A 14,623-nucleotide genomic window follows, 5' to 3' on the forward strand; every position below is an offset into this window, starting at 1 on the left:
ACAGCCAACAAGAACTGAGGAAAGCGTAATGACTGACAAGCCTGGATACCGTCGCCCGCAGGCGGGCACTCAGCCGGAATACCTGCACCCGACCTATCAATCCACCAACCTGCGCTCGCCATCCAAGCCGTTGGTGTTTCTGCCGCATTCGTTGTCGGAGATCACCGGTCCGACCATCGGCGCCGACCGCGTCAACGAGAAGGACAACGACCTGACGGCCCAACATGACGCGCAACCTCAGGGTGAACGCATCATCATCCACGGCCGCGTACTGGACGAAAACGGCTCGCCGGTGCCCGGGATTCTGGTAGAGATCTGGCAGGCCAATGCCGCCGGTCGCTACGCCCATGCCCGTGACCTGCACGACGCACCGCTGGACCCGAACTTCACCGGCACCGGCCGCACCGTGACCGACGCCGATGGCTGGTATCAGTTCCAGACCATCAAGCCCGGCGCCTATCCGTGGGGCAACCACCACAACGCCTGGCGCCCGGCGCACATTCACTTCTCGTTGTTCGGGCCGAGCATCCTGACGCGCCTGGTGACGCAGATGTATTTCCCGGGCGACCCGCTGCTGGCATACGACCCGATCTACAACTGCGTACCCGATACCGGTGCCAAAGAGCGTTTGATCGCCACGTTCGATCTGGAAAAAACCATCCCTTCCTATGCCCTCGGTTATCGCTGGGACATCGTATTGCGCGGCCGCGACGCCACGCCGATGGAGAAATAAGATGACGCTGACTGCGACCACGTCCCACACCGTCGGGCCGTACTACCACATCGGCCTGACCTGGCTGAACCGCGAAAACCTGACCGTCGAACAAACCCTGGGCGAGCGCGTGGCGATCACCGGGCAAGTGGTCGACGGCAACGGCGATGTCGTCAACGACGCGATGCTGGAAGTCTGGCAGGCCAACGCCGCCGGCAAGTACGATCACCCCGAAGACGACCAGGACAAACCCCTGGACCCGAACTTCGAAGGTTTTGGCCGGGTGCCGGTGGATGCCGAAGGGCGCTTCCGTTTCACTACCATCAAGCCGGGCACGGTCGAAGGCCTCAAGGGCACGACCCAGGCGCCGCACTTGGTGGTGCTGGTGTTTGCCCGCGGCCTGGTGAAGCACCTGCTGACGCGTATCTACTTTGATGGCGAGCCGGCCAACGTCGACGATCCGCTGCTCGAGTGCGTGCCGGCCGAGCGCCGCGCTACGTTGCTGGCCAAGCAGGATGCGTCGGGCGTGTACCAGTGGAATGTGATCCTGCAGGGCACCGATGCCGAGACGGTGTTCTTCGACTACTAGCAAATCACTGTAGGAGCCGGCTTGCTGGCGATTGCGGTGTGTCAGCGTCATCAATGTTGAATGACACACCGTAAATCGCCAGCAAGCCGGCTCCTACAGAGCTGATGTATCTGCGGAACGGGACTGTTGCAAAGTGTGTCTAGACTCTCACTGTCCCCATTGAGTGAAAAACAATGACAACTGACACCGCTACACAACCGCTATACACCGGTGAGGAGCGCAGCAAGCGGATCTTCGCCATCGTCGGTGCCTCGTCCGGCAACCTGGTCGAATGGTTCGACTTCTACGTCTACGCCTTCTGCGCGATCTATTTCGCCCCGGCGTTTTTCCCGTCCGACAACCCGACCGTGCAGTTGGTCAACACCGCAGGCGTGTTCGCCGCCGGGTTCCTGATGCGGCCGATCGGCGGCTGGATTTTCGGGCGGTTGGCGGACAAGCACGGGCGCAAGAACTCGATGCTGATCTCGATTCTGATGATGTGCTTCGGCTCGTTGCTCATCGCCTGCCTGCCGACCTACAACAGCATCGGGGTCTGGGCGCCGATCCTGTTGCTCTTCGCCCGTTTGCTGCAAGGCTTGTCGGTGGGCGGTGAGTACGGCACCACCGCGACCTACATGAGCGAAGTGGCGCTCAAGGGCCAGCGCGGCTTCTTCGCTTCATTCCAGTACGTGACCCTGATCGGTGGCCAACTGCTCGCGGTGTCGCTGGTGGTGATCCTGCAACAGTTCCTCAACGAAGACGAATTGCGTGCCTACGGCTGGCGGATTCCCTTTGTGGTCGGTGCCATGGCGGCGCTGGTTTCGCTGTATCTGCGTCGTTCGCTGAAAGAAACCTCCAGCAAGGAAATGCGCGAAAACAAGGACGCCGGCAGCATCAGCGCGCTGTTTCGTGACCATAAAGCCGCGTTCATCACCGTGCTGGGCTACACCGCCGGTGGCTCGCTGATTTTCTACACCTTCACCACTTACATGCAGAAGTACCTGGTGAACACCGCCGGCATGCCGGCCAAGACCGCCAGCTACATCATGACCGGCGCGCTGTTCTTCTATATGTGCATGCAGCCGATCTTCGGCATGCTCGCCGACAAGATCGGCCGGCGTAACTCGATGCTCTGGTTCGGCGCACTGGGCACGTTGTGCACCGTGCCGATCTTGCTGAGCCTGAAAAGCGTGAGCAGTCCATTTCTGGCTTTCGTGCTGATCACCCTGGCGCTGGCGATTGTCAGTTTCTACACGTCCATCAGTGGTTTGGTGAAAGCCGAGATGTTTCCGCCGGAGGTACGTGCCCTGGGTGTTGGCCTGGCGTATGCGGTGGCGAATGCAATCTTCGGCGGTTCGGCAGAGTATGTTGCCTTGAGCCTCAAGGCCGTGGGCATGGAGAACTCCTTCTACTGGTACGTGACGGTCATGATGGCGATAGCGTTCCTGTTCAGCCTGCGTCTGCCGAAACAAGCGAAGTATCTGCACCACGATCTGTGATCTTTACGCGGGCCTCACCGGCCCGCGCCTCCAGGAATTATTTATGAACCAGCGACCGGGCAATCAGTTGTTCGATGCCTATTTCACCGCCCGCGATATGCGCGCCGTGTTCTGCGATCAGGGCCGGGTCCAGGCCATGCTCGACTTTGAAGCGGCACTGGCCCGGGCTGAAGCGCGGGTCGGGTTGGTCCCGTCGAGTGCGGTCGCGCCGATCGAGGCGGCTTGCAGCGCCGGGCTTTATGATTTCGCGGCATTGGGCGAGGCGATTGCCACGGCGGGAAATTCGGCGATTCCGCTGGTCAAGGCGTTGGGCAAACAGATCGCTTCGCATAATGCCGAGGCCGAGCGTTACGTGCATCTGGGCGCGACCAGCCAGGATGTGATGGACAGCGGCTTGGTGCTGCAATTGCGCCGCGCACTGGAACTGATCGAAAGCGATCTGGCGCAACTGGGGCGGATCCTCGCTACCCAGGCCCAGCGCTATGTGGCCACGCCATTGGCCGGCCGCACCTGGTTGCAACATGCGACGCCAGTGACCCTGGGCATGAAAATCGCCGGCTGGCTGGGCGCCGTGACCCGCAGTCGGCAACGCCTGGTCGAGTTGAAACCGCGTCTGTTGGTGCTGCAATTCGGCGGAGCGTCCGGAACCCTGGCGGCACTTGGCGAGCAGGCCATGCCGGTTGCCCGGGCACTGGCCGAAGAGCTGCAACTGGCCTTGCCCGATCAGCCGTGGCATACCCAGCGTGACCGTGTGGTTGAGTTCGCTGCGGTACTCGGCCTGATCGCCGGCAGTCTCGGCAAACTCGGGCGCGATATCAGCCTGTTGATGCAGACCGAGGCCGCCGAAGTGTTCGAACCTTCGGCGCCGGGCAAGGGCGGTTCTTCGACCATGCCGCACAAGCGCAATCCGGTCGGCGCAGCGGTGCTGATCGGCGCGGCGACGCGCGTCCCCGGTCTGCTCTCGACAATGTTCAGCGCCATGCCCCAGGAGCACGAGCGCAGCCTCGGCCTGTGGCATGCCGAATGGGAAACCCTGCCGGAAATCTGCTGCCTGGTGTCGGGCAGCCTGCAGCAAGCGCTGTTGATCGCCCAAGGACTGGAAGTGGATGCGGAGCGCATGGCGCGCAACCTCGATCTGACCCAGGGCCTGGTCCTTGCCGAAGCGGTAAGCATCGTCCTTGCGCAGCGGGTCGGCCGCGATAGCGCACACCATCTGCTCGAACAATGCTGCAAACGCGCGGTGGCCGAACAACGTCATCTGCGTGCGGTCCTCGGCGACGAACCGCAAGTGACCGCCGAACTGTCGGCGGCTGAACTCGATCATCTGCTGGACCCTGCCCACTATCTCGGCCAGGCCCGTACCTGGGTCGAGAGGGCGGTGGCTGAACATTCTGCTTTGACTGCCTGAAGGAGACTTGCTGTGGCTTTTGTACAACTCGCCGAGGGCGAACTGCATTACCAACTCGATGGACCGGTCGATGCGCCGGTGCTGGTGCTGTCCAACTCCCTGGGCACGGACCTGCACATGTGGGACGCGCAGATCCCGGCGTTCACCGAGCATTTTCGCGTGTTGCGTTTTGACACCCGTGGCCACGGCCAATCCCTGGTGACGCCGGGCCCGTACAGCATCGAGCAACTGGGCCACGACGTGCTGGCGCTGCTGGATGCCTTGCACATCGAGCGCGCGCATTTTTGTGGTTTATCCATGGGCGGGCTGATCGGCCAGTGGCTGGGGATCAATGCCGGCAATCGCCTGAACAAGCTGATCGTGTGCAACACCGCAGCGAAAATCGGCGATCCGTCGGTGTGGAACCCGCGCATTGAGATGGTGCTGCGCGATGGTCAGGCCGCCATGGTCGCCCTGCGCGATGCGTCGATTGCCCGCTGGTTCACGCCGGACTTTTCTGCGGCCAACCCGGCGGCAGCCAAGCAGATTACCGACATGCTCGCGGCCACATCGCCCGAAGGTTATGCAGCCAACTGCGCAGCGGTGCGTGATGCTGACTTCCGTGATCAGTTGTCTTCGATCAAGGCGCCGTTGCTGGTGATCGCCGGGACCGAAGATGCGGTGACGCCGCCGTCCGGCGGGCACTTCATCCAGGAGCATGTGCCGGGCGCCGAGTACGCCGAGTTCCATGCGGCGCACTTGTCCAACGTCCAGGCAGGCAACGCGTTCAGCGAGCGGGTACTGGCGTTTTTGTCGGCTCATTAAGGGGATTGTTGTGGACGAGAAACAACGTTACGACGAGGGCATGAACGTCCGTCGCGCGGTACTGGGCGACGCCCACGTCGACCGCAGCCTGACCACCCTGACCGAGTTCAACTCGGAGTTCCAGGAGATGATCACCCGCCACGCCTGGGGTGACATCTGGACCCGCCCGGGCCTGCCGCGCCACACGCGCAGCCTGATCACCATCGCCATGCTGATCGGCATGAACCGCGAGGGCGAACTCAAACTGCACCTGCGTGCCGCCGCCAACAACGGCGTGAGCCGCGGCGAGATCAAGGAAGTGATCATGCAGAGCGCCATCTACTGCGGGATCCCGGCGGCCAATGCGACCTTCCACCTGGCCGAGTCGGTGTGGGATGAGTTGGGGGTTGAATCGCGGGAGTGATCCCGGTGATTTTGCGTTGATTGAACTGACGCCATCGCGGGCAAGCCCGCTCCCACAAAGTTTTATGTCATGCCCAAATCTTGGGGCACACACAAAACCTGTGGGAGCGGGCTTGCCCGCGATGGCGTATTTGAGATTTACAACAAGCTGATCGGATAGCTGATGATCACGCGGTTCTCATCGAACTCGGTGTTGCTGTAGTCCCGGCGCATGGTCGAATTGCGCCACTTCACGTTCAAGTCTTTCAGCGCACCGCTCTGCACGGTGTAGCCCAGTTCCGATTCCCGTCCCCATTCCTTGCCGTCGGTGATGCTGCCGGTGTGCACATTGTCGCCGCTGATGTAGCGGTTCATCAGGGTCAGGCCCGGTACGCCGAGGGCGGCGAAGTTGTAGTCGTGGCGTACTTGCCAGGATTTCTCCTGGGCGTTGTCGTAGCTGGAGTTGTAGCTGTCGTTGGCCAGGGTGCCGCCGCTGGTGCCGTTGACCCGCATCCAGGCATTGTCGCCAGTGAGTTTTTGCAGGCCGACGTAAAAGGTGTTGCCGCCGTACTTGGCCGAGAACAAGCCGTACATGGTTTTGTTGTCCAGCTCGCCGGCCCGGGCGCTGCCGTCGTCCTTGCCGTAGAAGAAGCCGAGGTTCGCGCCCAGGGTCCAGTCGCCAAGCGGCTGGCTGTGGATCAGGTTGACGAATTGCTGGCTGTAGATGTCCTTGAGCACAGCGTTCCACAGACCGATCTGGGTGCGTTTGTCGTTGAACACGTACTCGCCGCCCTGGAAGTTGAAACGGTCGGAGGTGAACGCGGCTTTGCCGGTCATCGACATGTCGTCCATGCTGCTGTCGTCGCGCGGGCTGTTCTGGCGGAACTGGCCGCCGTAGAGCGCCAGGCCATTGATTTCCTTCGAGGTGATCTGGCCGCCACGGAAGGTTTGCGGCAGCGAACGACCATCGTCCGAACGCAGGATCGGCAGCACCGGCATCCATTCGCCGACCTTCACTTCGGTCTGCGACAGCTTGGCCTTGAACGCCACGTTGGTGCGGCCGAAGTTGTCCGCCGGGCGGCCGTCGTGGTCCAGCGGCAGCAGTTGCGTGCCTGCGGTGCCTTTGCCGCCGTCGAGCTTCACCGAATACAAGCCGAGCACATCCATGCCGAACCCGACGGTGCCCTGGGTGAACCCGGACTTGGCGTCGAGGATGAAGCTCTGCGTCCACTCTTCAGCCTTGCCCTGGGTCTTGGTCGGGTTGGTGAAGTTGCGGTTGATGTAGAAGTTGCGCAGGTTCAGGTTGACCTTGGCCCCTTCGACAAAACCCGATTCCTCGGCGTAGGCGGGCAGGGCGGCACTGGCCAGGGCGGCGGCGATCAGGCCGGGAACGAAATACTGCGCGGTGGAAGGCGTCATGAGCTCGGGTCTCTCTAATTCTTGGGGATGAAGCGGGGTGATGCCGCAACCCGGGGTTGCAGACGAACAGTCGAAATCAGCACAAACGAAGCGGATCAGCCGGAGAGGGCGGGGCGCGGGGGCATGGTGTCGAACCTGTTGTTATTGGTTTTGTGGTTCGGATGGTGAATTGAATGTACTAGATGGTTCAATTGTAAAAAGCGGGTTTTGGGCGATTATCGAACAGAAGCGGCAGTCGAGTTTTCCGAGTTGGAATAGAGCGGATTTTAGAGGGCAATAGTTTTTAAAAACTTAAACCACGTGAATGTCAACCTGACATATCTGACAGTTGTTTGCATGAAATTTAGGGCTTAGCCTGTTTTTCGCTGAGTTGGAGCTTTTTTGTTTTTTATTTTATTTGAAGCAAGGAGTAACGGCGATGAGCACTTTAGAGGCAAATAATGTAATTAATTCGGAGTCTGAGTGGGATAGCAATCAAGGAAGGAGAGGCGGGTTATCCTCAGAAACATCAGAGGTTGAAGTTGTAAGCGGGAGGGTAAATGCGACCCTTCGGATTGAAGGCGAACCGGATGCCGATATTCAGCTAAGAAAGGTTCGGTTTCATTTGAATAAGGAGATGCCTGCTTTTTTCCTCTACGCCGAAGGTGAGGGTGAGTATGCCGGTATGGAAGTGCTCATCAGGGGCGATGATTTGGTAGTCGGCAAGCTATACAAGATATCGCATGGCCTCAGGGATGTGGATGCGCGGTTTGATAAAGCGGGGATTACAATCTATCCGCGAACGGTTCCGGAAGGAACACTGTCAATCAGGTATCTTGACTCTCAATCAATAGAGGGTTATTTCAGATTTGATTTTTCAAATTTTGGTCGGGAGGATAAGAGGAAAATTGATTTTTATTGCACGCGTTTTGTAGTGAATTTTCAAACTAAAGCTGATTAAGTATTATTTTCGATCTGTTGATGTATGCATGTTTTTTGTAGGAGGCTAAGTTGGCAGGAGAGGTTGTCTTTAATATAAAAAACCGCGCCACGGGAGTTCAGTCCATGACGCGGTTTTTTTTAGCTAAAGATCAGAAATACTTCATCTTCGGCGCTTCTTCTTTCAACGGCTCGTTCTTCGCCGTCTGTTCGTTCCAGCCACCACCCAGCGCCTTGTACAGGTTGACCTGGCTGACCAGCTGCGCCAGACGGTCGGTGATCAGTACCTGTTGCGCACTGAACAGCTGACGCTGGGCATCGAGGAAGGTCAGGTTGCTGTCGACACCGATGCGGTAGCGACGCTCGGCCAGGCGGTAGTAGTCCTGGTTGGCACTGACGAAATCTTTCTGTGCCTGCAACTGCTGGACGTAGGTCTGGCGGGCGGCCAGGCCGTCGGCGACTTCCTGGAAGGCCGTTTGAATGGACTTCTCGTAGTTCGCCACGCCGATGTCTTTCTGGATTTTCGAGTAATCCAGGCTGGCACGCAGGCTGCCGGCGTTGAAGATCGGCAGGTTGATCTGCGGCTGGAACAGCCAGGTGCCCGAACCACCCTTGAACAGACCGGACAGATCCGGGCTCAGGGTACCGGCATTGGCCGTGAGGCTGATGCTCGGGAAGAACGCAGCCCGCGCCGCGCCGATGTTGGCGTTGGCGGCCTTCAAGTTGTATTCGGCCTGGAGGATGTCCGGACGACGGTGCAGCAGGTCCGACGGCAAGCCCGGCGGAACGTCGCTCAGCAGGTCGTCGGCAAGCGGTTTGGCCGCTTGCAGGTTGGCCGGGATACCGGTGCCGAGCAGCAGCACCAGGCTGTTCTCGTCCTGGGCGACCTGACGGGTGTACTTGGCCAGTTGTGCACGGGCGTTTTCCACCGAGGTGCGCGACTGCGCGAGGTCCAGGGCCGAGGCGACACCGACTTCGTTGCTGCGGGCGGTGAGCTTGTAGCTCTCCTCGAACGCGGCGAGGGTGTCCTGGGTCAGCTTGTACAGTTCCTTGTCGGCCTGCCAGGTCAGGTAGGCATTGGCCACGCTGGCCACCAGGCTGATCTGCGTGCTGCGGCGGCCTTCTTCGGTGGCGAAGTACTTCTGCAGGGCTTCTTCGTTCAGGCTGCGAACCCGACCGAACAGGTCGAGTTCGTAGGCGCTGACGCCAACAGTTGCCGAGTAGGAACTGGTGATGCCGGCTTCGCCGGTCTGCGAAGCGTCAGCCGGAAGGCGCTGGCGGCTGCCGCTGCCGTTGGCCGAGACGGCCGGGAACAGATCGGCACGGGAGATGCGGTATTGAGCCGCGAACGCGTCGATGTTCAGGGCCGCGACACGCAGGTCACGGTTGTTTTCCAGGGCCACCTGGATCAGCTGTTGCAGCGCCGGGTCATGGAAAAACTGCTTCCAGCCCTGCTCGGCAGCCGCCTGCGCCGGTGCCTGGGCCGGCGAGTACGCCAGGCCCTGCGGGTACTGGCCCGCCACCGGTGCTTCGGGCTGCTGATAATCAGGTATCAGCGAGCAGCCACCGAGCACGAAGGCGGCGACTGCCAGGGAGAGTAGCGACTTGCTCATTGGCCAGCCTCTTTAGGAGTTTCAGTAGCGTCATCCTGGTCGACCTTTTTACGCTGGCCAATGGACGACACGGTGACGAAGAACAGCGGGACCCAGAAGATCGCCAGCACTGTGGCGGTGATCATACCGCCGATCACGCCGGTACCGATTGCATGCTGGCTACCGGAACCTGCGCCCGTGGATATCGCCAGTGGTACCACACCCAGAACGAAGGCGAGCGAGGTCATGATGATCGGTCGCAGACGCATGCGGCAGGCTTCGATTGCCGCATCGCGCAGGCTACGCCCCTGTTCGTGCAGCTCCTTGGCAAATTCGACAATCAGAATGGCGTTTTTCGCCGCCAGACCGATAGTCGTCAACAGACCCACCTGGAAGTACACGTCGTTGGACAAACCGCGCAGGCTGGTGGCCATCAGTGCACCGATGATCCCCAGCGGCACGACCAACATCACCGCGATCGGAATCGACCAGCTTTCATACAGCGCCGCCAGGCACAGGAACACCATCAGCAGCGACAGGGCGTACAGCGCCGGCGCTTGCGAACCGGACAGACGCTCTTCGTACGACAGGCCGGTCCAGGAAATACCGACACCCGCCGGCAGTTTCTTGGCAATGGCCTCGACTTCGGCCATGGCTTCACCGGTGGAGTAACCCGGTGCCGGAGCGCCGAGGATTTCCATCGCTTCCACGCCGTTGTAGCGGGCCAGTTTCGGCGAACCGTAGATCCACTCGCCCTTGGCGAATGCCGAGAACGGCACCATGGTTCCCTGGGCGTTGCGCACGTACCACTTCTGCAGGTCTTCAGGGCCCATTCGCGAGCCTGGTATGCCTTGCACGTAGACCTTCTTCACCCGACCACGGTCGATGAAGTCGTTGACGTAGCTACTGCCCAGCGCAATCGACAGGGTGTTGTTGATGTCGGCGATGGTAATGCCCAGGGCACTGGCCTTCTCGTCATCGATTTCCAGCTGGTATTGCGGTTCGTCGTTCAGGCCGTTCGGACGCACCTGAGTCAGGATCTTGCTTTGCGCGGCCATACCGAGGAACTGGTTGCGCGCTTCCATCAGTTTTTCGTGGCCGATGCCGGCGCGGTCCTGCAGGAACACGTCGAAACCGGTGGCGTTACCCAATTCCAGTACCGCCGGTGGCGCGAAGGCGAACACCATGGCATCGCGGAAGGTGAAGAAGTGCTGCTGGGCACGGGCCGCCACCTTGAACACGTTGTTGTCGGCGTTACGTTCGTCCCACGGACGCAGCATGATGAACGCCATGCCCGAACTCTGGCCGCGGCCGGCGAAGTTGAAGCCGGTCACGGTAAACACCGAGTTCACCGCATCGCCTTCACCGCCGTCCTTGCCCGGACGCAGCAGGAACTCACGCATTTCGTCGACGACCACCTGGGTACGCTGAGCCGTGGAGCCTGCCGGGGTTTGCACCTGGGCGAACAGTACACCCTGGTCTTCTTCCGGCAGGAACGCCGTTGGAATGCGGGTGAACAGCCAGATCATGCCCACCACGATCAGCAGGTACGCCAGCAGATACGGGATCTTGCGCTGCAGGATGTTGCCGACACCGCGCTCGTAGCCGCGAACGCCGCGGTCGAAGTTACGGTTGAACCAGCCAAAGAAGCCGCGTTTCGGCGTGCCGTGCTCGCCTTTCGGAATCGGCTTGAGCATGGTCGCGCAGAGCGCCGGGGTGAAGATCAGCGCAACCAGTACCGACAGGGCCATGGCCGAGACGATGGTGATCGAGAACTGCTTGTAGATCACACCGGTGGAACCGCTGAAGAACGCCATTGGCAGCAGAACCGCCGACAGCACCAGGGCGATACCGACCAGTGCGCCCTGGATCTGGCCCATGGACTTCTTGGTGGCTTCCTTGGGTGACAGGCCTTCCTCGCTCATCACCCGTTCGACGTTTTCCACCACGACGATGGCGTCGTCCACCAGCAAGCCGATGGCCAGCACCATGCCGAACATGGTCAGGGTGTTGATGCTGAATCCAGCGGCCGCGAGGATGCCGAACGTACCGAGCAATACCACCGGTACGGTCATCGTGGTGATCACCGTGGCGCGGAAGTTTTGCAGGAACAGGAACATCACCAGGAACACCAGTGCGATCGCTTCGACCAGGGTGTGAACCACACCTTTGATCGACTCGGTCACCACCGGCGTGGTGTCGTACGGGAACACCACTTCCATCCCTTGCGGGAAGAACGGCTTGAGGCTGTCGATGGTCGTGCGCAGGGCCTTGGCGGTATCGAGCGCGTTGGCACCGGTGGCCAGTTTCACCGCCAGGCCGGAAGCCGGGGCGCCGTTGAACTGGGCGTTGATGCTGTAGTTCTCGCCACCCAGGCCGACTTCGGCAACATCTTTGAGGCGAACCTGGGAGCCGTCCTTGTTGACCTTGAGCAGGATCTTGTCGAATTGCTCGGCGGTCTGCAGGCGGGTCTTGCCGATGATCGTCGCGTTCAGCTGGGTGCCGGGCAGGGCAGGCAGGCCGCCGAGCTGGCCGGACGACACCTGGACGTTCTGCGCGGCGATGGCGGTCTTGACGTCGATCGGGGTCAGGTTGTAGTTGTTCAACTTGGCCGGGTCGAGCCAGATACGCATGGCGTACTGCGAACCGAACACCTGGAAGTCACCGACACCGGCGGTCCGCGAGATCGGGTCCTGCATGTTCGACACGATGTAGTTGGACAGGTCGTCCTTGGTCATGCTGCCGTCACGCGACACCACGCCGATCACCAACAGGAAGTTCTTCACGGCCTTGGTGACGCGGATACCTTGCTGTTGCACTTCCTGCGGCAGCAGCGGGGTGGCCAGGTTCAGCTTGTTCTGGACCTGAACCTGCGCGGTGTCGGAGTTGGTGCCTTGCTCGAAGGTCGCGGTAATGGTCATGGTGCCGTCGGAGTTACTTTCCGACGAGACATAACGCAGGTTGTCGATACCGTTGAGCTGTTGCTCGATCACCTGGACCACGGTGTCCTGTACCGTTTGTGCCGAAGCACCCGGGTAGGTCACGGAGATGGCGATCGCGGGTGGTGCGATGCTCGGGTACTGGTTGATCGGCAACCGCAGGATCGATAGTGCCCCGACCAACATGATCACCAGGGCAATTACCCAGGCGAAAATCGGACGGTCGATAAAAAATTTCGACATGGTTTACTCCCCTTTGCCGCCAGAGGCTTTGTCAGCTGCCTGGGCGGGGGCCGGGTTCTTTACGGCTACGTTGGTCGCTTCACTGGCCTTGACTTCGATGCCAGGTTTGACGAATTGCAGACCTTCGGTAATCAGGCGATCGCCGGCCTTGAGGCCGTCTTCGATCAGCCACTGGTTACCGACGGTGCGGTTGGCCTTGAGTTGACGCAGTTCGACCTTGTTGTCCGGGCCGACGACCAGTGCGGTCGGGGAACCCTTGAGGTCGCGGGTCACGCCTTGCTGCGGGGCCAGGATCGCCGCGCTGTTCACACCGGCCAGCAACTTGGCGTGCACGAACATGCCAGGCAGAAGGGTGTGGTCAGGGTTGGGGAAAATGGCGCGCAGGGTGACGGAACCGGTGGTCTGGTCAACCGAGATTTCCGAGAACTCCAGCTTGCCGTCCAGCTTGTACTCGCTGCCGTCTTCGAGGGTCAGCTTGACCGAAGCGGCGTTGTCACCGGCCTTTTGCAGGCGACCGCTTTCCAGCTCACGACGCAGTTGCAACAGCTCGACCGAGGACTGCGTCACGTCGACGTAGATCGGGTCGATCTGCTGGATCACCGCCATCGCATCGACCTGGGCATTGCTGACCAGCGCGCCTTCGGTCACCGAGGAGCGGCCGATGCGGCCGGTCAGCGGGGCATAGACCTTGGTGTAGCGCACGTTGATCTGGGCAGATTGCAGCGCGGCTTCCGATTGCAGGCGGTTGGCGACTGCGGTGTCGTATTCCTGACGGCTTACAGCCTGCTCGTCGACCAATTGCTTGTAGCGGTCGGAAATCGACTTGGTCGAACGCAGGTTGGCTTCGGCGCTTTTCAAGGTCGCGTCATAGACCGACGGATCGATCTGATACAGCTGCTGGCCGGCCTTGACGTCGCTGCCTTCCTTGAACAGGCGCTTGAGAATGATGCCGTTGACCTGCGGGCGGACTTCGGCGATGCGGAACGCACTGGTACGGCCGGGCAGATCGGAGGTCAGGGTGAAAGCTTGCGGTTGCAGAGTCACGACGCCGACCTGAGGGGGTGGGGCGACCGGTGCTGCCTCTTCCTTTTTGCATCCGCTGAGTAGCGATGCCAGGGCGACGGCGGCGACCAGAGCGGTAACAGCTGGCTTGAATTGCATGAAAATCCTCGGGTCAGGCGCGCAAGGAGCGCACCGGAAAGGTGGAAGGTTGAAATTTGTTTACCGAGTGGATAAGTAGCTTGCTAAGGAATATACTTACGTACATGGTTGTTTGTAAAGACCCAAGCTGCGTATCACCGTCGTTACACAAGACGTTGAAAGGTAGAAATTGTAGGCCGGGGACGAACCCCCAGAACGTTCGCCCCACTTTTATTCAGCTGATATTCATACATCGCTGAAGCACCCTGATTGAGGTTGTACTGCCATGGTCCGTCGTACCAAAGAGGAAGCTCAGGAAACCCGCGCGCAAATTCTCGTGGCGGCCGAAAAGGCCTTTTACGAGCGAGGCGTGGCGCGCACGACCCTGGCGGACATCGCGACCCTGGCCGGCGTCACTCGCGGGGCTATCTACTGGCATTTCAGCAACAAGGCGGATCTGGTGCAGGCCATGCTCGACACCCTGCATGAGCCGCTGGAAGAAATGGCCAAGGCCAGCGAGAGCGAAGACGAGCTCGATCCCTTGGGCTGCATGCGCAAACTGCTGATTCATTTGTTTCATCAGATTGCGCTGGACCCGAAAACCCGACGCATCAATGAGATTCTTTTTCATAAGTGCGAATTCACCGATGAAATGTGCGACCTGCGCCAGCAACGGGTGTCAGCCAGCCTCGAATGCAATGTGCGGATCGGCCTGGCCCTGAGTAATGCGGTGAATCGTGGCCAGTTGCCGGAAAACCTCGACACCGCCCGCGCTGCGATCAGCCTGCATGCTTATATCGATGGCATCCTGTACCAGTGGTTGCTGGCCCCCGACAGCTTTGAGTTACACACCGAAGCCGCGCGTTGGGTCGATACAGGGCTGGACATGCTGCGCTTGAGCCCCAGCCTGCGCAAATGAAACAAAATTCGTAATTGGGGCCGCGTTTTGCCAACCGACGACCTTTTTGTCACTCGACGTGCCGTAATGGGGTGCTTTTAT

At 60.3% G+C, this 14,623-nt stretch carries 12 protein-coding genes; 8 read left to right on the forward strand and 4 right to left on the reverse strand.

Translation table 11 applies throughout. The features are described 5' to 3' along the window. Nucleotides 1-28 precede the first annotated feature (28 nt). From pcaH to pcaC, 6 genes are all read left to right on the forward strand, one after another. Nucleotides 29-733 carry a protocatechuate 3,4-dioxygenase subunit beta gene (gene pcaH, locus AB4O16_RS23060; protein WP_160389066.1) on the forward strand — a complete coding sequence of 235 codons (705 nt, stop codon included), beginning with the start codon at nt 29-31 and terminating at the stop codon, nt 731-733. A gap of 1 nt (nt 734) precedes the next feature. Then, nucleotides 735-1,301 carry a protocatechuate 3,4-dioxygenase subunit alpha gene (gene pcaG / locus AB4O16_RS23065; RefSeq protein ID WP_160389067.1) on the forward strand — a complete coding sequence of 189 codons (567 nt, stop codon included), beginning with the start codon at nt 735-737 and terminating at the stop codon, nt 1,299-1,301. Nucleotides 1,302-1,474: 173 nt separating this feature from the next. Next, nucleotides 1,475-2,779, forward strand: a complete 1,305-nt coding sequence (locus tag AB4O16_RS23070) for an MFS family transporter (protein ID WP_160389068.1) — start codon at nt 1,475-1,477, stop codon at nt 2,777-2,779. A gap of 43 nt (nt 2,780-2,822) precedes the next feature. After that, nucleotides 2,823-4,187: a 3-carboxy-cis,cis-muconate cycloisomerase gene (locus AB4O16_RS23075; protein WP_460155888.1), complete on the forward strand. Its 1,365-nt coding sequence runs from the start codon at nt 2,823-2,825 to the stop codon at nt 4,185-4,187. 12 nt (nt 4,188-4,199) lie between these two features. Further along, a complete protein-coding gene (gene pcaD / locus AB4O16_RS23080; RefSeq protein ID WP_460155889.1) occupies nt 4,200-4,991 on the forward strand; it encodes a 3-oxoadipate enol-lactonase in 792 nt (263 codons plus the stop codon). 10 nt (nt 4,992-5,001) lie between these two features. Then, nucleotides 5,002-5,394: a 4-carboxymuconolactone decarboxylase gene (pcaC, locus tag AB4O16_RS23085; RefSeq protein ID WP_034146727.1), complete on the forward strand. Its 393-nt coding sequence runs from the start codon at nt 5,002-5,004 to the stop codon at nt 5,392-5,394. 137 nt (nt 5,395-5,531) lie between these two features. Here pcaC and AB4O16_RS23090 read toward each other — a convergent pair whose 3' ends face one another. Next, on the reverse strand, nt 5,532-6,791 hold the full coding sequence (locus AB4O16_RS23090; protein WP_460155890.1) for an OprD family porin: 1,260 nt from the start codon (nt 6,789-6,791) through the stop codon (nt 5,532-5,534). Nucleotides 6,792-7,209: 418 nt separating this feature from the next. Between AB4O16_RS23090 and AB4O16_RS23095 the strand changes: the two genes are divergently transcribed. Continuing rightward, the gene (locus tag AB4O16_RS23095) at nt 7,210-7,731 is read left to right on the forward strand and encodes a hypothetical protein (protein ID WP_460155891.1); all 522 of its coding nucleotides are present in this window, start codon (nt 7,210-7,212) and stop codon (nt 7,729-7,731) included. 130 nt (nt 7,732-7,861) lie between these two features. On the opposite strand, the gene emhC is transcribed toward AB4O16_RS23095, so the two are convergent. The 3 genes from emhC to AB4O16_RS23110 are packed head-to-tail and all read right to left on the reverse strand — an operon-like array spanning nt 7,862 to nt 13,644. Beyond that, complete coding sequence (gene emhC / locus AB4O16_RS23100; RefSeq protein ID WP_160389072.1) at nt 7,862-9,322, reverse strand: efflux RND transporter outer membrane subunit EmhC; 1,461 nt, start codon at nt 9,320-9,322, stop codon at nt 7,862-7,864. After that, a complete protein-coding gene (gene emhB / locus AB4O16_RS23105; RefSeq protein ID WP_160389073.1) occupies nt 9,319-12,483 on the reverse strand; it encodes an efflux RND transporter permease subunit EmhB in 3,165 nt (1,054 codons plus the stop codon). The genes emhC and emhB overlap by 4 nt, the downstream gene beginning before the upstream one ends. A 3-nt stretch (nt 12,484-12,486) precedes the next feature. Then, a complete protein-coding gene (locus tag AB4O16_RS23110) occupies nt 12,487-13,644 on the reverse strand; it encodes an efflux RND transporter periplasmic adaptor subunit (protein WP_160389074.1) in 1,158 nt (385 codons plus the stop codon). Between the two features lie 265 nt (nt 13,645-13,909). On the opposite strand from AB4O16_RS23110, the gene emhR reads away from it, so the two are divergent. After that, nucleotides 13,910-14,542, forward strand: coding sequence for an efflux system transcriptional repressor EmhR (emhR, locus tag AB4O16_RS23115; protein WP_460155892.1), 633 nt, complete (start codon nt 13,910-13,912; stop codon nt 14,540-14,542). Nucleotides 14,543-14,623: the final 81 nt, after the last annotated feature.

Source organism: Pseudomonas sp. S2_H10, assembly GCF_054668285.1.